The organism is Burkholderia sp. Bp9031 (assembly GCF_003857965.1).
Lineage (GTDB): Bacteria > Pseudomonadota > Gammaproteobacteria > Burkholderiales > Burkholderiaceae > Burkholderia > Burkholderia ambifaria_A.
In genome coordinates, this window is record NZ_QTPW01000018.1 from 120,874 (window position 1) to 139,783 (window position 18,910).

18 protein-coding genes and 2 pseudogenes are annotated in these 18,910 nt (G+C 65.9%); 13 read left to right on the top strand and 7 right to left on the bottom strand.

Annotated features, from left to right (window positions below; genetic code table 11):
• The first annotated feature begins 2 nt into the window (after positions 1-2).
• The 6 genes and pseudogenes from DIE15_RS22695 to DIE15_RS22720 all read left to right on the top strand — a co-directional run bounded on the left by DIE15_RS22695 (position 3) and on the right by DIE15_RS22720 (position 5,948).
• Complete coding sequence (locus DIE15_RS22695) at positions 3-1,505, top strand: APC family permease (protein WP_124834398.1); 1,503 nt, start codon at positions 3-5, stop codon at positions 1,503-1,505.
• Positions 1,502-2,092 (top strand): DUF3156 family protein, encoded by a 591-nt coding sequence (locus DIE15_RS22700; RefSeq protein ID WP_124834399.1) that lies wholly within the window; start codon positions 1,502-1,504, stop codon positions 2,090-2,092. The genes DIE15_RS22695 and DIE15_RS22700 overlap by 4 nt, the downstream gene beginning before the upstream one ends.
• A gap of 60 nt (positions 2,093-2,152) precedes the next feature.
• Positions 2,153-3,091, top strand: a complete 939-nt coding sequence (locus tag DIE15_RS22705) for a helix-turn-helix domain-containing protein (RefSeq protein WP_057930114.1) — start codon at positions 2,153-2,155, stop codon at positions 3,089-3,091.
• Between the two features lie 170 nt (positions 3,092-3,261).
• A complete protein-coding gene (locus tag DIE15_RS22710; protein WP_057930097.1) occupies positions 3,262-4,470 on the top strand; it encodes a porin in 1,209 nt (402 codons plus the stop codon).
• A 197-nt stretch (positions 4,471-4,667) separates the two neighbouring features.
• Positions 4,668-5,249: pseudogene (locus DIE15_RS22715) on the top strand (phosphatidylinositol diacylglycerol-lyase); the annotation flags it as partial.
• Between the two features lie 270 nt (positions 5,250-5,519).
• Entirely contained in the window at positions 5,520-5,948 is a 429-nt protein-coding gene (locus tag DIE15_RS22720) for a hypothetical protein (RefSeq protein ID WP_057930099.1), read from the top strand.
• Positions 5,949-6,033: 85 nt separating this feature from the next.
• On the opposite strand, the gene DIE15_RS22725 is transcribed toward DIE15_RS22720, so the two are convergent.
• On the bottom strand, positions 6,034-6,645 hold the full coding sequence (locus DIE15_RS22725; RefSeq protein ID WP_124834400.1) for a LysE family translocator: 612 nt from the start codon (positions 6,643-6,645) through the stop codon (positions 6,034-6,036).
• An 84-nt stretch (positions 6,646-6,729) separates the two neighbouring features.
• Here DIE15_RS22725 and DIE15_RS22730 point away from each other — a divergent pair, with 84 nt between their 5' ends.
• Positions 6,730-7,257 carry a GNAT family N-acetyltransferase gene (locus tag DIE15_RS22730; RefSeq protein WP_124834401.1) on the top strand — a complete coding sequence of 176 codons (528 nt, stop codon included), beginning with the start codon at positions 6,730-6,732 and terminating at the stop codon, positions 7,255-7,257.
• A 15-nt stretch (positions 7,258-7,272) separates the two neighbouring features.
• Here DIE15_RS22730 and DIE15_RS22735 read toward each other — a convergent pair whose 3' ends face one another.
• Positions 7,273-8,334, bottom strand: coding sequence for an alkene reductase (locus tag DIE15_RS22735; RefSeq protein WP_057930102.1), 1,062 nt, complete (start codon positions 8,332-8,334; stop codon positions 7,273-7,275).
• A 72-nt stretch (positions 8,335-8,406) separates the two neighbouring features.
• Positions 8,407-8,715, bottom strand: coding sequence for a helix-turn-helix transcriptional regulator (locus DIE15_RS22740; RefSeq protein WP_012366423.1), 309 nt, complete (start codon positions 8,713-8,715; stop codon positions 8,407-8,409).
• A gap of 501 nt (positions 8,716-9,216) precedes the next feature.
• On the opposite strand from DIE15_RS22740, the gene DIE15_RS22745 reads away from it, so the two are divergent.
• From DIE15_RS22745 to DIE15_RS22755, 3 genes are all read left to right on the top strand, one after another.
• The gene (locus tag DIE15_RS22745; protein ID WP_124834402.1) at positions 9,217-9,417 is read left to right on the top strand and encodes a hypothetical protein; all 201 of its coding nucleotides are present in this window, start codon (positions 9,217-9,219) and stop codon (positions 9,415-9,417) included.
• 599 nt (positions 9,418-10,016) lie between these two features.
• Positions 10,017-10,283: a hypothetical protein gene (locus DIE15_RS22750; RefSeq protein WP_124834403.1), complete on the top strand. Its 267-nt coding sequence runs from the start codon at positions 10,017-10,019 to the stop codon at positions 10,281-10,283.
• A 17-nt stretch (positions 10,284-10,300) separates the two neighbouring features.
• Complete coding sequence (locus tag DIE15_RS22755) at positions 10,301-11,944, top strand: DUF2334 domain-containing protein (protein ID WP_124834404.1); 1,644 nt, start codon at positions 10,301-10,303, stop codon at positions 11,942-11,944.
• A 245-nt stretch (positions 11,945-12,189) separates the two neighbouring features.
• On the opposite strand, the gene gcvA is transcribed toward DIE15_RS22755, so the two are convergent.
• Positions 12,190-13,089, bottom strand: a complete 900-nt coding sequence (gene gcvA / locus DIE15_RS22760) for a transcriptional regulator GcvA (protein WP_057930106.1) — start codon at positions 13,087-13,089, stop codon at positions 12,190-12,192.
• A 121-nt stretch (positions 13,090-13,210) separates the two neighbouring features.
• Here gcvA and DIE15_RS22765 point away from each other — a divergent pair, with 121 nt between their 5' ends.
• Entirely contained in the window at positions 13,211-13,915 is a 705-nt protein-coding gene (locus DIE15_RS22765; protein WP_057930107.1) for an SDR family oxidoreductase, read from the top strand.
• A gap of 49 nt (positions 13,916-13,964) precedes the next feature.
• Here DIE15_RS22765 and DIE15_RS22770 read toward each other — a convergent pair whose 3' ends face one another.
• From DIE15_RS22770 to DIE15_RS22780, 3 genes are all read right to left on the bottom strand, one after another.
• Positions 13,965-15,104 carry a patatin-like phospholipase family protein gene (locus DIE15_RS22770; protein ID WP_124834405.1) on the bottom strand — a complete coding sequence of 380 codons (1,140 nt, stop codon included), beginning with the start codon at positions 15,102-15,104 and terminating at the stop codon, positions 13,965-13,967.
• 116 nt (positions 15,105-15,220) lie between these two features.
• Complete coding sequence (locus DIE15_RS22775; protein ID WP_124834406.1) at positions 15,221-15,562, bottom strand: cupredoxin family copper-binding protein; 342 nt, start codon at positions 15,560-15,562, stop codon at positions 15,221-15,223.
• Positions 15,563-15,601: 39 nt separating this feature from the next.
• Positions 15,602-16,546, bottom strand: coding sequence for a metallophosphoesterase (locus DIE15_RS22780; protein ID WP_124834407.1), 945 nt, complete (start codon positions 16,544-16,546; stop codon positions 15,602-15,604).
• Between the two features lie 443 nt (positions 16,547-16,989).
• Between DIE15_RS22780 and DIE15_RS22785 the strand changes: the two genes are divergently transcribed.
• Both DIE15_RS22785 and DIE15_RS22790 read left to right on the top strand, forming a co-directional pair.
• Positions 16,990-18,744, top strand: coding sequence for an ABC transporter permease subunit (locus DIE15_RS22785; RefSeq protein WP_124834408.1), 1,755 nt, complete (start codon positions 16,990-16,992; stop codon positions 18,742-18,744).
• 11 nt (positions 18,745-18,755) lie between these two features.
• Positions 18,756-18,910: pseudogene (locus DIE15_RS22790) on the top strand (nitrate ABC transporter ATP-binding protein); the annotation flags it as partial.

Consider the following 18,910-nt stretch of genomic DNA (forward strand, 5'->3'; position numbering starts at 1 on the left):
GGATGTCGGGATGGTCTGGAGTGACCGGCGCCGCGGGCGATACGCCCGCCGGTGCGCCGGCTGAAGCGGGTGGCGGCACGGTGCTGAAGGCGGGTGCGGTCGGCTTTCCGACCGCGCTGGCGAGTGCCGTCGGCCTCATCATGGCGAGCCCGGTGATTCTCACCGCGACGTCGGGCTTCGGGATGGGCGGCTGGGCGTTCGCGGTCGCGATGATCATCGCGTTCGTGATGATGCAGGCGCAGGCGACGACGTTCTCCGAAGCCGCCGCGATGCTGCCGACGGCCGGCTCGGTTTACGATTACCTGTCGTGCGGGCTCGGCCGCTTCTGGGCGATCACCGGCACGATTTCCGCGTACTTCCTCGTGCACGTGTTCGCCGGCACGGCGGAGACGATCCTGAGCGGCATCATGGCGCTCGTCAACTTCGAGTCGCTGAACGCAGCGTTCGAGAAGCACAACAGCTCGTGGCTCGTCGGCGTCGGCCTCGTCGTCACGTTCGCGATCACCAACATCATCGGCATCAAGGTGTTCAGCAAGCTCGAGATCGTGCTGACGGCCGGCATGTGGCTGTCGTTGATGATCTTCGGGATCCTCGGGCTCGCGGCGGCGCCGGCCGTGCATCTCGACGGCTGGTTCGGCGGCTCGGCAGTCGGCACGTCGGTGCCGGCCGTGCTGTCGCTGGTCGGGATGGCGATGTTCATGTTCGTCGGCTGCGAGTTCGTCACGCCGCTCGCGCCGGAAATGAAGGCGCCGGGCCGCACGATTCCGCGCGCGATGACGCTCGGCCTCGTCGGCGTCGCGATCTGCATGTTCCTGTACGGCGCGGCGATCCGCCGCCAGGTCGCGAACGTGCCGGTCAGCCCCGACGGCCTCACGCACCTGCTCGACACGCCGGCGGCGATTCCCGCGTTCGCGCTGCAGGTGCTTGGGCCCTTCGGCCGCGTATGGTTCGGCATCGCGTTCCTGTGCGCGGGCGCCGCGACGATCAACACGCTGATGGCCGGGCTGCCGCGCATCCTGTACGGGATGGCGATCGACGGCGCGCTGCCGCGCTGCTTCGCGTATCTGCATCCGCGCTTCAAGACGCCGGTGGTCGGCATCGTTGCTGCGGCGATCGTGCCGATCTTCCATGCATGGCTGATCAACGGCAATCTCGACAGCATCCTGCACCTCGTGCTCGCCGCGACTTGCGCGTGGGGCACCGCGTACCTGCTCGTCACCGCGTCGGTCGTGATGTTGCGGATTCGCCGTCCGGACCTGCCGCGCCCGTACCGTTCGCCGTTGTTCCCGCTGCCGCAGATCGTGTCGAGCGTCGGCATCGTGCTCGCGATCTGGTACATCACGCCGCCCGGCATGAACGCGCGCGACATCTACGTGCCGTTCGGCGCGATGCTCGGGCTCACCGCGCTGTACGCGCTGTTCTGGACGGTCGTCGTGCAGCGCCGGCATCCGTTCAAGCCGGTGCCGGTCGAGGAAGTGCTGCGCCAAGAGCACGTCGCGTCGTGAGGGTCGCATTCGCCCGGTGGCGCACGGCGCCCGATACGCCGCCGCCCGGCCACCGGCCCGGCGCGATCGCCGCGCGCGTGCTCGCCGATCTCGGCGCGGTGCGCGACGCGGACGGTGGGGCCGGCGACGCGACGGCCCGCTTGCCGAACGGCGTGCGCGTGCGTGTCGACGAACGCGTCGATCGGCAGTTCCTGATGCATACGGTCGGCGTGCGGGTGACGGTTGCCGCGCCCGGCCCGGCCGGGCAGGGCCGCGCCCGCGTGCTGCAGACCGGCTGGCTGCGGCGCACCGGCGTCGCGGCCGAAGCCGAGCCAGGATGCGACCCCGGATTCGCACGAACCGTGGCCGCACTCGTCGCGCAGCCGTCGCTCGCCGATGCGCTGCGCCCGCTGCACCTGACCGACTGCACGATCGTCGCGTGCGACGGGTGCTGGACGCTTGTCGTCGTGCCGTTCGGCGGCAGCGAGGTCGTGAACCGGATGCCGTCGTTTCGCCGCTATGTCCGCCTCGCCGGCGAGCAGGCCGCCGCGCTGTCGGCGGCCTGTCTTGCATTCGAAACCGCACTGCGCGGAATTTTGCGGGGGTAAGCTGTGGCGCTGCGGGCCGTGCGGCCGCAACGCGGGTTCAGGGTTTCACCGGAGATGCCGATGCTGTTCCAGTCACGCTCACACGAAGACGTGCATGACCACGGGCTCGCGATCGCGGGTTGGCATCAGGTCTACCGCCAGATGACACCGGGCCGGTTCAAGGGCACCGTCACGCAGGTGCTGTACGACGACTTCCATTTCTTTCGCGAGACGACCAACCGGCGTGTCGCGCAAACCGGTCTCGCGCCGGCGGGGCGCACGTCGCTCGCCGTCCCGTTGTCGGTGCCGCTCGCCGGCACGTTCCAGTGCCAGCCGATCGACGGCTATGCGCTGCTCGCGCTGCGCGCCGGCGAGGATTTCGAATTCCATACGCCGGAAGGGATGGGGCTGGTCGGGATCAGCGCCGCGTCGGACATGGTCGACGAGCTGTGCGAAGCCGAGTTCGGCGCAGCCGGCGCGCGCAAGCTGCGGCACGTCACGCGGCTGTCCGACGAGCAGGGCGTCGCGCTCGGCGCGCGGCTGTCGTCGCTGATCGACGATGCGCAGCGCAATCCAGGCTGTCTCGAATATGCGGCCACCCGCAAGATGTTCCGCGATGCGATGCTCGGCATGTTCCTCGATGCGCTCGAGCAGGGCATCGGCGTCGAGCGCCGCGACATCACGCACGCCACCTACAGCGATATCGTCAGCCGGTGCGAGAAGCACCTGCGCGACCGGCCCGAGGAACCCGTCACCGTGCTCGAGCTGTGCCGCGCGCTGCGCTGCAGCCGCCGCACGCTGCAGACGAGCTTCCAGCGCGTCGCCGACGTCACGCCCGTCGGCTATCTGCGCACGATCCGGCTGAACGCGGTGCGGCGCCTGCTGCGCACCACTTCCGCGCACCAGCTCGGCGTGGGCGAGGCCGCCGCGAGCTGGGGGTTCACGCATCTCGGCTATTTCGCGCGCGAGTATCGCGACCTGTTCGGCGAACTGCCGTCGCAAACCTTGCGCCCCGAATGATGCCCTCGCGCCTGACGGTGCCGCCAGGTGCCGTCGTGTGGCGCCCGTCCGCTTCACCGTTTGCTGATTTGGGATAGGGGTCCCGAATTTTCGTTGGATAGAGTCCTGTCACCCATATCGACAACTCCATCGGTTTGCACTGCGAATCGATGACAACAGAGGGGCGGGACATGAAGATCGGACGAAGACTGGCCGCAGCGGCGGCCACGCTGGGTTGCATGCACGCGCACGCACAGACCTCCGGCAGCGTGACGCTGTACGGCACCGTGGACACCGGCATCATTTATTCGACGAACCAGCAGTTCACGCGCGCCGACGGCAGCACGGGCGGCGGCCATGCGTGGCAGATGGGCGGCGGCAACCTCGTGCCGTCCCGCTTCGGGTTTCAGGGCGCCGAGCCGCTCGGCGGCGGGCTCAGCGCGGTGTTTTCGCTCGAGCAGCAGTTCCTGTCCGCGAACGGGCAGGCGCTGCAGGGCGGCACCGCGTTCAGCCGGCAGGCGTGGGTCGGGCTGCGCCAGGATGCGATCGGCACGCTCGGCCTCGGCCGGCAATACGACTCGTATACGGACATGCTCGGCGCCTATGTGTCGAGCAACAACTGGGCGACGCCGTACGGTTCGCATCTCGGCGACGTCGACAACCTGAATGCCGCGTTCAACTTCAACAACGCGGTGAAGTTCACCAGCGCGGACTTCAACGGCCTGACGTTCGGCGGCACGTTCAGCTTCGGCGGGCAGGCCGGCGACTTTTCCGCGAAGCGCGGCTATTCGGTCGCGGCGACCTATACCCGCGCGCCGGTCGCGTTCTCGGTCGGCTATCTCGACCTGCACCAGCCGCTCGATGCGGCGCTCGGCGGCGCGAGCGGCTATATCGGCGACTTCGCGTGCAGCAACCCGGGCGCGATGTACTGCCTGCTGCAGGACGCCGGCTCGATGCGCGCGTTCGGCGCGGGCGGCTCGGTGACGTTCGGCGCGGCGACGGTCGCGCTGACCTATACACACACGCGCCTCGGCGACAGCCGCTATTTCTCGACCGACGCGCAGCCGCGCACGCAGGCGTTCACGTTCGACATCGGCGAGCTGAACGTCACGTACATGTTCACGCCCGCGCTGCAGGGCGGCGTCGCGTACATCTTCAACGCGGCGCATACCGACGGGCGCGGCACGACGCGCTTCCACCAGGTCAACGTCGGCACGAACTACAGCCTGTCGAAGCGCACCGCCCTGTATGCGGTCGCGATCGGCCAGATCGCGAGCGGCACGGGGCTCGGCACCGACGCGAACGGCAACGCGGCGAACTACGCGCAGATCCCGGTGCTCGCGAACAGCAATTCGAGCCGGCAACTCGCGGTGATGGCCGGGATTCGCGTGAACTTCTGACGGCGCACGCGCGCTGACACGAGCGGGCCGGCCGGCAGCGATCACAGCCGGTCCGCCGCGTGCGACAAATTCTTGGCGAGCGATCTGAACAATGGCGTTCGCTTCAGGCCGCCGGAAGCGGCGCCCGCGTTCCACACGTGTGCAACGCCAGGCCGTCCCGCCACCACGCCGATCGAGAGAGACCACATGACCTTGCTGAGCCGCCCGCGCACGCCTGCACGCGCAGCTTCGATGCGATATTCGATGCGCATTGCGCGCGGCATCCGCGGCTGCGCTGGCATGCGGGCGGCGCGCTGCCTGCGCTCGGCGACGTGCGCGGCGCGGTGGTGCTGCTGTGGCGGTTTCGCAGCAGCCGACCGTTCGGCATCGACCTGACCGCGTGGCCCTACAACGCGACCTTCACGATCGATCATCCCGATGCGGCGTTCGTGATCCAGGATGAATGCCGTGTGCCCGTTGCCGGGTCGATCCACTACAAGTGGCGCGTGATCGATGCGCTGCTGACCGGCATGCCCGCGCCGGAAAGCGGGCGCTGGGCGATCAACTTCTGCAGCGGGACGGGGATGGGCGCGAATCCGTCGGTGGTCGCGCACGGCGACGGCCGGGTGCGGGGGATTCAGGCGCGGCTCGCCGAGCGGTTGCGCGAGCCGCGTGGAACGTGTGGCGAAATGCTGCTCGATTTCTGCGACGACGATGACTGGGCGTTGGTGCGGGCGCTGGTTGGGTGCAACGATCACGCGCCCGCGTCGGGCGAGCGGTGCAGGTCGGTGGGCTGCTAGTACCGGCTGGCTCCCGTGAAGATCGGCCCGTTGCCGAATGTGTGACGCGCGGTCCATGTTGCGAACCGATGCCGACGGATAAGGTTGAACCGTTCGTGGGCGTGCACGGTTCGATCGAGCCCGTCGGCGGATATCCGCATGTTTTTCAACTCGGCGGGGAGCAACGGGCACCGCGTGCCCGGCATCGCGCCGGCCAGGGAATGGCGTCGTGGAAAGCAGCGCCGGCAGCTACGCGAACCTTCCGCCACGCAGACTGCAAGGAGAGAGGTCATGGCAACGCTCGTCAACATCATGAAGGACACCCCGAACGCGGTGCAGATCTGGGGCTTTCACGGCCCCTGCACCGTCAGGGACGTCGCAGCGGCACTCAATACCATCGCGGCCGGGATGAGCGGCGATGGGCACACGATTCACATCATGTCGGGAACGCACGGCTATTGCGCGGGGCAGGTCGGCGCGGTCGCCACGCGCGATCAGCGATTCGCCGCGGAAGACCGGGCGCTGGCTTCGCCGAAGACGAAGGACAACCGGCCGGTCGCGGTTGCGGTGCACGACTTCAATACGGCCAGGCTGCCCGCGCCGGATTACGTGACCGCGGCGATGACGAAGCTGAACGGCGACATGCGCGCGATCGTGCAGGGCGACGCGGGCACCGCGACGTTCCTGCTGGCCTATTGCTGCAGTGCCGGGACGCCGTAGCGTGCTGGGGTGCGGCGGCGGGCGGGCGTGGCGGCCCGCCGCCCGGCTCGCTCCGCAACGACGAGATGCCGTGCGAATGAGCCGTTCAACGCGTCGCGATCGCCACCGCCGCTCCGGCCATCGCCGTCGCGCTCGTGCGGTTCGCGATCCGCTTCGCGCGTGCCGAAGTGAGGAATGCCCGCGCACGTGACGCGAGCAGCGACCAGAAGCAGTCGGCGAGAATCAGGATCGCGAGCATCGTGCCGACGAGCTCGGCCCACGCGAGCACGCTGACATGCGTCAGGTCGACGATCGTCGGCAGCAGCGCGAGATAGAACAGCATGATCTTCGGATTGCCGAGCGTGACCAGCGTGCCCGCGACGAACATGCGCCACGGCGACTGGCCGCGCGGCAGGTCGTCGGCCTTCGTGTCGGTCGGCGCGGTCCACATCTTCCATGCGAGGAACAGCAGGTACGCGACGCCGAGCAGCTTCAGCACGAGCAGGCCCGTCTCGAACGTGCGCGCGAACGCGGACAGCCCGGCGACGGCCAGCGTGAGCCACAGCGCCTCGCCGATCCACATCGCGGCGAGGAACGGCAGCACGTCTCGCACGCCGTTCGTCAGTACGCGCGCAACGAGCGCGGCGACACTCGGGCCGGGCGTGCCGGCGGTGACGAGCAGGGCGATGGCGAACACGGCGAGCGCGGACAGCGTCATGACGAACCTCGTGGGCAGGGATGTTCGAAAGGTCTGAAGTTTCGATTATAGTGACCGCCGTTCCCGACTGCCTGCCTTGTCGTGATGACAGTATCGATCCGGATTCGTCCCGCCACGCGGGAAGACGCGGCCGCGATGGCCGCCGTGGAAGTGGCCGCCGCCGGGCGCTTTCGCGACATCGGCATGCCCGACATCGCCGAAGGTGAGCCGACCGATGCGGCCGACGTGCTCGTGCGCATCGACGACGGTCGCGCGTATGTCGCGACGGACGATGCGGGGACGTGCGTGGGCTTCGCGTTCTACCGGTTGCTCGATGCGCAGCGGCTGTATCTGGAGGAACTGGATGTCGCGCCTTCGCACGCGGGGCTGCGGATCGGCGCGCGCCTGATCGCGAGGATCATGACGCGCGCCGCGCAAGACGGCATCGCCCAGGTCGTGCTGTCGACGTTCCGCGACGCGCCGTGGAATGCGCCGTACTACGCGCGTCTCGGCTTCCACGTGATCGACGATGCATCGCTCGACGACACGCTGCACGCCATCCGTGCGCATCACGTCGAGCGCGGGCTCGACGAGACGCAGCGCGTATTCATGCGCGCGGAGGTGCGCGCATGAACCTGTTGCCGACCGTCAGGCCGCGTCGCTGAGCGCCGGGTAGTCGGTGTAGCCCGTTTCGCCTTCCGCGTAGAACGTCTCCGGCACCGGCTTGTTCAGCGGTGCGTCGAGTTCGAGGCGGCGCGGCAGGTCCGGATTCGCGATGAACAGCTTGCCCCACGCGATCGCGTCGGCGCTGCCGCTCGCGAGCGTGTCCTGCGCGGATTCGAGCGTGAACTGCTCGTTCGCGATCAGCGGGCCGCCGAACGCTTCCTTCAGGCGCGGGCTCAGGTGGTCGCCCGAATACGATTCGCGCGTGAAGATGAACGCGATCTTGCGGCGGCCGAGCTCGCGTGCGACGTAGCCGAACGTCGCGGCCGGATCGGAATCGCCCATGGTGTGCGCATCGCCGCGCGGTGCGAGATGCACGCCGACACGGCCCGCGCCCCACACGTCGATTGCCGCGTCGACCACTTCGAGCAGCAGCCGCGCGCGGTTCTCGACCGGGCCGCCGTACGCATCGGTGCGGCGGTTGGTACTGTCCTGCAGGAACTGGTCGAGCAGGTAGCCGTTCGCGCCGTGGATCTCGACGCCGTCGAAGCCGGCCTTCTTCGCGTTCTCCGCGCCCTTGCGGTATGCGGCGACGATGCCCGGAATTTCATCGAGTTCGAGCGCGCGCGGCGTCACGTACGGACGCTGCGGGCGCACGAGGCTCACGTGGCCGCCCGCGGCGATCGCGCTCGGCGCGACCGGCAGGTCGCCGTTCAGGAACACCGGATCGGAGACCCGGCCGACGTGCCAGAGCTGCAGCACGATGCGGCCGCCGGCCGCGTGCACGGCCTGCGTCACGCGCTTCCAGCCTTCGACCTGCTCGTCGGACCAGATGCCGGGCGTGTCCGCGTAGCCGACGCCCTGCGGCGTGACCGAGGTCGCTTCGCTGATGATCAGGCCGGCCGATGCGCGCTCGGCGTAATAGCGCGCCATCAGGTCGTTCGGTACGCGCGTCGCGCCCGCGCGGGAGCGGGTGAGCGGCGCCATCACGATGCGGTTCGGCAGGGTCAGGTCGCCGAGGGTAACGGGGTCGAACAGGGTAGGCATGGCAGATAACCTTTTCACGAAAGGCGGGATGGCCGTCGCGTCGTGCGCGGCGTGCGGCCCGCATGGCCTGGGTCAGAGTTCGCGGCGCAGGGCGTCGAGAAATGCGTCGATGACGGCCTCGTTGCGCCGGAAGAACGCCCACTGGCCGATCCGCGTCGACGTCACGAGCCCCGCGCGCTGCAGCGTCGCGAGGTGCGCGGAGACGGTCGACTGCGACAGCCCGCAGCGCGCATCGATCTGCCCGGCGCAGACGCCGTGGTCATATGGCAGCGTCTGCTCCGGGAAATGCGCGCCCGGCGTTTTCAGCCAGACGAGGATTTCCCGGCGCAGGGGGTTCGAAAGCGCTTTCAGGATCGCGTCGATGTCGAGTTCGGTCGGCATGGAAAGGGGTGTGGTGTTCGGGGCGGAAAACCGGTGCAAACGGGTATCGTCGATGAGCGAATCATATATCGGAAAAAGGCGATATGCATGAAGGCACTGCCGCGAGTGGGGTTGTTGATCGTGTCGACATACAAAAAAGATCGCGCTTCACGCGGTTCGAAGGGTTCGAAGTCGTAGCTGTCGTATGAATCTTCAGTTCGCCGGTCGGGTGCGTCACGACGCCGGAAACGTTTCCGTCGACCTCCGTCGGCCACTCCTGATCGTGCTGCGCGTCGCGGTGAGCAGACGTTTGCACGATAAGGTAAGAAATGCCACGACTTCAAAAAGCGAATCTCGGCTCGCTGCCAAACGGTGAAGTAGAGGGCAATCAACGAACCGCGCACGCGCGGTTCGGCAGCCCGAGCTTACCAGCGGCCCGAGCAGGATTTCTCGAGGTGCGCCATCCGGCCTGACGTCGAGGAAGGCGACGGATCATCGATGCGTTTATAGAGGGAGAGGGGCTTGAACTGGTCTCGCTCGGATCTCAGGGCGCCACGCCAGCAGCGAGTGGCTGACCTGCATTGGCTTGTTCAGATGAAAGCCATCCAGGTACCCGATAACGATAACAAGAAGATCGTCTTTGGTCGTGCGACGACATTCTTCGACGAAATTATCGCCCTTTCGGATAAGCCTGCCTGCGGGCCTATGTCGACTTGGATCTGAACAAGACGGCCGAAATGTGCTTGATAGGGCTGTCGTTGTCCAGCAGCACGGCGTCTCAGGCTCGAAACGTTCCGGCATTCAGTTGGTCCGGAAATGAAAATTCGTGATCCATAGCATTTTTCACTTCGCCGGCCCGACAACGAACGCTGGGTCGCAATGCATTGCCTCGTTCCGCTACTGGCACTGATGAATCTTGGAGCCGGTGCCACGGCGCACCGTCACCCTGCGTTTCTTCGACGTTACGTTTTTTTGCCTTGCCGTGCTCTTCTGTTTCGGCTGTTACCGGCCCGCTTCGGCGGAACAGAGCCTGGCACTGTTAATGCGTGGGTGGCTGATGTAGTGATCAGGCGAGGCCGCGGCTGCACTTTCGACAGCGTATCTGTTGTCGGTTGTTTCCCGGTGCAGTGGTGGTCTTGACAGTCGGGGCGATCATGACCGACGCCACGGATGGTTCCGTCGTCGGGCAAGTGACGATGCCTGGAGCAATTCAGGCATGCCCCTTCGGTTCGCGTCTGCCTGACACTCAAGGCGCACGCGAGGCGTTCGTCCTAATCGCACACCCCAGTTTTCAGTCAGAGGTCAGTGAAAGGAGTTCTCCAATGAAAGCCCCGCTCAAGATTGCTGCGGCGTGTGCCGCGATTTCGTCCGCGATTGTATTGATGGGCACCGCTTGGGGCGCCGGAGTCCCGAGTGCTTCCGTCCCACACAAGCGCGTCGAGCCTCCACCGCGCACGGCCGTTGCGACCGAGATTGTGCCTGGCATGTCGGAAGAGGGGAAACGCCATGCCGAGCGCGAGCACGGCAGGGGGCCGAACTTCAACGAAGGCAGACATCGTTTGGGCAACGGCAACTTTCAGCGCGACTAGGCGCGAAGGAGATCACGATGAAAAAGCTCATTCTCGCATGGGTGCTGGCTCTCGGGTTCGCATTTGCCCAGATGCCGTCCTCCGTGCTCGCGCAGACCACCACGGCGAAGGTCCTGGTGCTCTATGATGCCCCACCGAACGACCCGTACTCGAAGCTAGGTATGGCTTACGCGATCATGCTGCGCAACCTGCTTGGCCATTTCAACACCAGTGTCACGCTTGCGCCCGTCGACAGCTATACGGCCGGAACTGTCGAACAGTATCAGGCGACTTTCTATCTGGGGGACTATTACAACAACACCATTCCGTCCGCATTTCTCGCGGACGTCGTCACGACGTCAAAGACGGTGGTCTGGTTCAAGAACAACCTGTGGGAAGTCGCATGGGATCCGTCGTACAACTTCACGGCCCGCTATGGATTTACCTTCACCGGGATGAGTGGACTGGCCTACGCGCCAACGAGCAGCAACCCGAACCCGAACTTCTTCGACACGGTGACCTACAAGAACACGAGCATGGTCAAGTACTATGCGTTCAACGCCAGCACCGGCGTGATTAGCGCGGATCCCGACATTGGCGTCACTGCGGTGTCCGACGCGACGAAGGCCAGTGTACTTGTCACCATCAAGGACAGTCAGACGGGTGCGCAGGCGCCGTACGTCATGCGCGCGGGCAATTTCTGGTACTTCGCCGACATGCCGTTCTCGTACATCGGGCCACGCGACCGGTACCTGGTGATTTGTGATCTGCTGCATGACATTCTCGGGACCAACCAGCCGGTGCTGCATCGCGCGATGGTGCGTCTTGAAGACGTCAACGCGTTCACGACCACGTCGTCGATGAAGACGTTGACCGATTACATGTATTCAAAGCGCATTCCGTTTTCCATTGCCACCATTCCGCGGTACGAAGACCCGCTCGGCGCCTATAACAACGGCGTGCCGCTGACAGTACATCTCGCGCAGGCGAGCGGTCTGAAGCAGGCACTCAATTACGCACTGGCCCGGGGCGGCAAGATCCTGATGCACGGCTACACGCATCAGTACAATTCGACGCCGAATATCGACAACGCGGTGAGCGGCAATGACTTCGAGTTCTGGCTTGCCACGCAGAACCGCCCTGTGGACGAAGATTCGACACAGTGGGCATCGGCTCGTCTGAAAGCGGGCCTGCAGGAATTTTCGTCGAATGGCTATGTTCCCTTCGCGTGGGAGGCGCCGCACTACCAGTCTTCACCCCTTTCGATCAAGGCCGTTCCGCCGCTGTTCAAGACGACCTACCAGCGGGTTGTCTACTACACGTCAGATCAGCCGAACCTGAATTCGACCGCGCCGAATCACGACTATTCGGTTGGCCAGTTCTTCCCGTATATCATCAATACCGACTATTACGGGCAACGGGTGCTGCCTGAGAACCTTGGGAACATCGAATACAACATATGCAATATCGATCCGTACTCGTGTCTGTCATACACGTGGCAGGATCTCTACACGAATGCACAGTACGCGCTGACGGTTCGGGATGGTTTTGCATCCTTCTTCTTCCATCCGTTCTGGCTTGAGCCCGATCTCGGCACGCCCGGCTTGCAGGATTTTCAGAGCCTCGTGAGCGGGATAACCGCTCTCGGCTTCCAGTGGGTTTCTGCATATGACGCCAAGTAGTGCTGATAGTTGATGTCCACCGAGAATTGACCCACCTCGGGTCGTCAAGATTCGGTGGACGTCAACATGCAGGGCACAAAAGGCCGCGTCGAGCGGCCTTTTGCATTTCTGATCCGCCCATCGAGGCGGGTTTTTTATTTCCGTGACATAGGGTGCTGGTCAGGGAATGGCTGTCCTCCGTATTGGCCGGCAATTCGGGCGCGGACATTCATGTACGCCTGCAGATTGGTCGCGATTTCAGCGGATCACGCTTTCCCGTACTGCGCAAAGAGCCACTGGCGCATGGCCCCGAGCGCTTCCGAATGCGCACTGGCCTGCGGAAAGACGACGTAGAAGCCGAGCGACATCGGAAACGAAAAATCGAACACGCGGCGCAGCCGGCCTTCCGCGATGTCGCGCTCGACGAGCGGTTCGCTGGTCAGCGCGATGCCCTGGCCTGCAACGGCCGCGTCGATGGCAAGCAGCGACTGGCTGAACCGCGGCCCTTTCGTCGGATCGGCCCGCCCCTTTTCACCGAGCTTGTCGATGAACTCGGGCCACAGGTCGTGCGCGTCGTGCAGCAGCACATGCTTCGACAAGTCTGCGGGCGTGCGGATCGGCGGGTCGCCGTCGAGCAGCTTCGGGCTGGCGACGGCGAAGATGTCGAGCGGTGACAGCCGCTCCGCGACGAGGCCTGCCGGAAATGGCGGTTTGCTCAATCGAATCGCGATGTCGACACCGTCAGCCCGAAACGACGCCAGCCTTTCGTCGGCAATGACGCGAACCTCGATGTCGGGGTGCAGCCGGCCGAAGTCCGCCAGGCGCGGAATCAGCCACTTCGACGCGAACGACGGCGTCGTGCTGACGGCCAGAACCGTGGGGCGCTGGCCCAGGGCATCCGTGGCGTCGGAGATGATCTGCAGCGCACGCTGGACCGACGAAAAATACTCGAGCCCTTCGCGCGTCAGCGCGAGCCCCCTCGGCAATCGCCGAAACAGCTGGACCTCCACGACGTCTTCCAGATGCCTGACCTGCTGCGCCACCGCGCCCTGGGTCACGCCGAGTTCGTCGGCAGCCAGCCGGAAATTGAGATGGCGCGCGGCGGCCTCGAACGCGCGAAGCGCGTTGAGCGGCGGGAACCGGCGGGCATGCAGAAGAGCCTTCATGCAGTAGAAATTCTACAGGCTGAGTGGAGAAATCATCGTTCGACAATTCGATTATAGGGTCCTAGAGTGGCGCTTTGGAACGACGATCGCGGCGCTGAGCCGACCTATCCGGGAGAGCAGCATGACTGTAGAGAAAGTAGCTTTGGTGACGGCGGCTGGCAAGGGCATGGGTGCCGCGATCGCGCGAGACCTCGCGAACAACGGTTATCGCGTCGCGCTGATGTCGCCATCCGGCAGCGCCGTCGAACTCGCGAAGGAACTGGGCGGGTTCGGTATTGCGGGGTCCGTCACCGAAGACGCCGACATCGAGCGCTTCGTGAACGAGACGCTCGCGAAGTACGGCCGTATCGATGCGGTCGTCAACAATACCGGGCATCCGCCGAAAGGCGACTTGCTCGCCATCGAGGACGACAAGTGGCACGAAGGGCTCGACCTGATCGTGCTCAACGTCGTTCGCGTGCTGCGCCGGGTGACGCCCGTCTTCCTGAAGCAGGGCGGCGGCGCGGTGGTCAATATTTCGAGCTTCGCGGCCGACGCGCCCGAGCAGGCGATGCCGGTGTCGTCCGCGCTGCGCGCGGCGCTGAGTTCCGTTACGCGCCTGTATGCCGATCGGTATGCGAAGGACAACATTCGCATCAATTCGGTGCTGCCCGGCTTCATCGACAGCTGGCCGGAGACGCCCGAGATCGTGGCCCGCATCCCGGTCGGCCGTTTCGGCAAGACGCAGGAGATCGCGCAGACCGTGCGGTTCCTGCTGTCGGACGGCGCGGGCTACATCACCGGGCAGAACATTCGCGTCGACGGTGGTATCGTGCGCGCGCTGTAAGTCAGGTCCGCGGCAGGACGATGCGCGCGCAGGCGTTCCCCCGGCGGCATCAGTTGTGCCGCTCGCCGATCCTGTTCTCTTCCGGGCTCCAGACGCTGAGCCCCTCCGTCGGGTCCATCGGCAGATCCCACGGCCGCGCGGCGATCGCCTGCATCGCCGCGTCGAACCCGGCCTGGCGGCGCGCCGCGATGCCGTCCGGCGTGAAATCGATGTCCTTCCACTGATCGTCGCCGTCGAGCCGCGGCGCCGCGAGCTTGATCACGCGCATCGTGGTCTGGCAGCCCCACGCGGCGAGCGCCTGCACGTCGGCCGACGTGCGTTCCGCCTCCGGCAGCCGCGTGACCAGTTCCCGGATCACGTGGCGCAGCCGGTGAATCTGCTGTTGCCGCGCGATGTTGCTGTCCGTGCGGCTCGCGTACTGGATGTCCTTCTGCCGCTCCGACACCTGCCAGATGCTCTGCGGCTCGGGTCCGACCGGATTCCACATCTGCACCGAGAAGATGATCGAGCTGCGGCGCGGCGCGTCGTCCAGCACGACCTCGACCGGCGTATTCGAATAGATGCCGCCGTCCCAGTAGGGCGCGCCGTCGATCCGCACGGCCGGGAACGCGGGCGGCAGCGCGCCCGAGCTCATCACGTGGTCGAGGCCGAGCGGCCGGTCGCGCGAATCGAAATAGCGCATCGTGCCGGTACACGCGTTGACCGCACCGACGGTGAGCCGCGGCCGGCGCGCGTTCAGCAGGTCGAGGTCGATCAGCGACGCGAGCGTGTCGCGCAGCGGCTCGACCACGTAGTACGACGCGTGCTCGACGCCGACGCGCGCGAGCGGCCCGAGCCACGCGGCGGGATTCGGCCGGAAGAATCCCGGGATGCCGGCGCCGATGACCGCGAGCTCGGCGCCGATCTTGTCCCAGCCGGTCGGGAAGCCCGGCACGTCGAAGGCGGGCCGTTCGGTCACATGGCGCCAGAATTCGGCCATCCGTTGCGCGCGGCGGCCGGGCGCGTTGCCGGCGATCAGCGCCGCGTTGATCGCGCCGATCGACGTGCCGATGACCCAGTCGGGCTGGATGCCCGCCGCGTCCATCGCCTCGAATACGCCGAGCTGGTATGCGCCCAGTGCGCCGCCGCCCTGGAGGACGAGCACCACCTGGCCCGGCAGTTTCGGATGTGCGGGTTGACTTGCCGTCATCGCTTTCCTCGTGGTCGGTGACGGCCGGCGGGTTCCGGCCGGTTGGAACCAGTGTAGGCGATCGGCGCGCTTCACTCCGCGGCGCCGGCTCGGCGTGCGGCCTGCGGCGCGGCGCGTCATTCGACGGTGATGGTCTCCTTCATATACGGATGAATCCCGCAGAACACCTTGTACACGCCCGGCTTGTCGAAGCGGAACGAGTAGGTCTCGTCCTGGTCGAGCGCCTTCGAGTGGAAGATGCCCGCGTCGTTGACGATGGTATGCGGTTCCGCGTCGAGGTTCTTCCAGGTGATCGTCGTGCCCGCCTTGATCGTCGTCGACATCGGCGAAAACATGAAATTGCGGATCGTCACGAGCGGGCCGGCCGGGGTTTGCGCGAACGCGGCGAGCGGCGTGCCCGCGGCGGCCGCGCACAGGATCAGCGCGGCCGGCAGCATCGAGGGCTTGAGGAAGGTCATGTCGGTTTCCTTGCGTATCTGGATCGGGGAATCGGGCGATCAGGCGAGCGTCGTGTCGTGCAGCGACGCGGCGACGGGATGGCCCGCGAAGTCGACGGTCGTCACGCCGAGCATCGCGGGCAGCCGGTCGTGCGGCACCGTGAGTGGCACCGGGCCGGGGCCGTTGCCGGCGGTCGGCTGCGGGAACGCGGTGGAGCGCGCGGTATGGAACGTCACGTTGCCCTCGACCTTCGACACGATCTGGTGGATGTGCCCGTTCAGCACGGTGACCGAGCCGAAGCGGCGCAGCAGTGCCATCGTCTGCGGTGCGTCGCCGGTGCCCCAGCCCCACGGCTCGTAGATGGTCCACATCGGCATGTGCGAGAACACGACGATCGGCGTGCTCGACGATTGCCCCTTCAGGTCCTGCGCGAGCCAGGCGAGCTGGTCGTCGCCGAAGCTGCCGAGCCCGTTCGGCTTGAAGTGCATCACGTTGACGAGCGCGACGAAGTGCACGCCCGCGTGATCGAAGCTGTAATAGCCGCGGTTGTCCGACGCCTTGCCGAACCGGCTGAAGTATTCGGCGCCCGAACCGTCCGTCACGTCGTGTTCGCCGGGCACCGTGTGCAGCTCGGGCACGCGCAGCGCGGACAGCAACTGCGACGCATGGTCGAATTCCTCCGCTTTGGACAGGTGCGTGATGTCGCCGGTATGGATCGCGAGCGCGGGCGCGGCGGACATCCCGTTGACGAGGTCGATGGTCTGCCGCAGCGTGGCCGCGACGTCGGGATTCGCGTCCTTGTTGAAGCCGATGTGCGTGTCGCTGATCTGCACGAACAGCGGCCGGCCCGTATTCGCGGGGAGGGTGGCGCCGCTTTGCGCGAGCGCGAGATCGAACGGCGTCACGATGCCGCCCGACAGCGTAAACAACGTGCCGAGGCCGCCGAAGGCCATGCATTGCAGGGCCTTGCGGCGCGACGGGCGGGTAGGAGTCGATGAAGACATGTGAGCCTCGCAATCGTATGACGGAACCGGACGGCCGGATCGTCCTGGAATAAGCCGGCGCCTTCGCATGCCATACCGGTGCCGCGACGGATTTATTCCCGCGTGTTGCGAGGCGGAATTCGGCTGCCCGCCGTTTGCGGCGTGATGACGGAGCGCCGGCGGATGGCCTGTCAATGTCCTGTAAGTGACACGACACATTTGCGTCATGCCCGCCCGATAGCCTGCGACACCGAATCAATTCTCCGGAGCCCCTCATGCCGAATCTCGCGGCAACGGAAACCCGCGGTGCGGCCAGTCATCGCACACACACCATCAGCCTCACGCCGCCTTTTCCGACTGCCGGCGATCGTTCGCCCGACTCCCGGGAACCTGTTCCGATCCGTACTCGCTGACGCGGCGCTTTGCCGCTCCCATCGATTTTCAATTCGACCAACACGCTACCGATGGATATCAGTTTCTTCGATCCGAATCGCACCGCCAACGCGTCCGCGTGGCGTGTGCTCCCCAATCGCTGGGACGCGGTTGCGTTTCCGCTGATCATCGGCATACTCGCGATGGCGATCGTCGGCTTCCATCAAACGATGGCGCCGATCGCGACCCTGCAGACGCAGAAGATCTCGCTCGATCCGTCGAACCTGCCCGAATACGCGCTGCGCACGACGTTGCGGATGCTCGCCGCGATGGTCGCGTCGCTCGCGTTCACGCTGGTCTACGGCACGCTCGCTGCGAAAAGCCGCCGCGCCGGCATGGTGCTGATCCCGATCCTCGACATCCTGCAGTCGGTGCCGGTGCTCGGCTATATCTCGTTTACGGTCACGTTCTTCCTCGCGCTGTTCCCGGGCCGCGTGCTCGGCGCCGAGCTGGCCGCGATCTTCGCGATCTTCACGAGCCAGGCGTGGAACATGACGTTCAGCTTCTACCAGTCGCTGCGCACGGTGCCGCGCGACCTGAGCGAAGTGTCGCGCGGCTTTCACCTGACGCCGTGGCAGCGCTTCTGGAAGCTCGAGGTGCCGTTCTCGATGCCCGGGCTGATCTGGAACATGATGATGTCGATGTCGGGCGGCTGGTTCTTCGTCGTCGCATCGGAGGCCATCACCGTCGGCAACCAGACCATCACGTTGCCGGGCATCGGCGCGTATCTCGCGCAGGCGATCTCGAACAAGAACCTCGGCGCGGTGGGCTGGGTGATCGTCGCGATGTCGGTCGTGATCCTCGCGTACGATCAGTTCCTGTTCCGTCCACTCGTCGCATGGGCCGACAAGTTCCGGATGGAGAACACCGCATCGGGCGATGCGCCGCAATCCTGGCTGCTCGACATGATGCGCCGCACGCACCTGATCCACCAGCTGCTGGTGCCGGCCGGCTGGCTGCTGTCGCAGGCCGCGCGGATTCCGTTGCGCGTGCCGTCGTTCAAGGGTGTCGGCGCACGCGTCGCGTCGAACGGTCGTTCGTCGCGCGTCGGCGACGTCGTGTGGGGCGCGTTCGTGGTCCTGCTGACCGTGTACGTCGCATGGCGCGTCGTCAGCTTCGTCGCGACCGGCGTGACGATCGGCGAGGTCGGTCACGTGCTGATGCTCGGGCTGATCACGCTGCTGCGCGTGCTGGTGCTGATCGCGATCGCGTCGGTGGTCTGGGTGCCGCTCGGCGTGCTGATCGGGCTGCGCCCGAAGCTCGCCGAGAAGATCCAGCCGCTCGCGCAGTTCCTCGCCGCGTTCCCGGCCAACCTGCTGTTCCCGGTGTTCGTGATCGTGATCGTCCACTTCCATCTGAACGCCGATATCTGGCTGTCGCCGCTGATCGTGCTCGGCACGCAGTGGTACATCCTGTTCAACGTGATCGCCGGCGCGATGTCCTATCCGAACGACTACAAGGAGGCGACGAAGAATTTCCGCATTCGCGGCTGGCAATGGTGGCGCCAGGCGATCCTGCCCGGCATTTTCCCGTACTACGTGACCGGCGCGATCACCGCGTCGGGCGGCGCGTGGAACGCGAGCATCGTGTCCGAGTTCGTGCAGTGGGGCGATACCAGGGTCGTCGCGCATGGCCTTGGCTCGTATATCGCGCAAACGACTGCCGCCGGCGACTTCCCGAAGATCATCCTGGGCATCGCCGTGATGTCCCTGTTCGTTACCTTGTTCAACCGTCTGCTGTGGCGTCCGATGTACGCCTATGCGGAATCCCGGCTCCGTCTCGATTGAGAGTAAGCGCGATGCAAAATTCGACCGTTATCAACGCCCCCGTCAAGACGTCCCAGCCGCCGCAGCCGCCGCGCCTCGGCGAAGAAATTCTGCGCGTCGAGCACGTGAACCGCGGCTTCAACAAGACGCAGGGCGAACTGCTCGTGCTCGACGACGCGAACCTGTC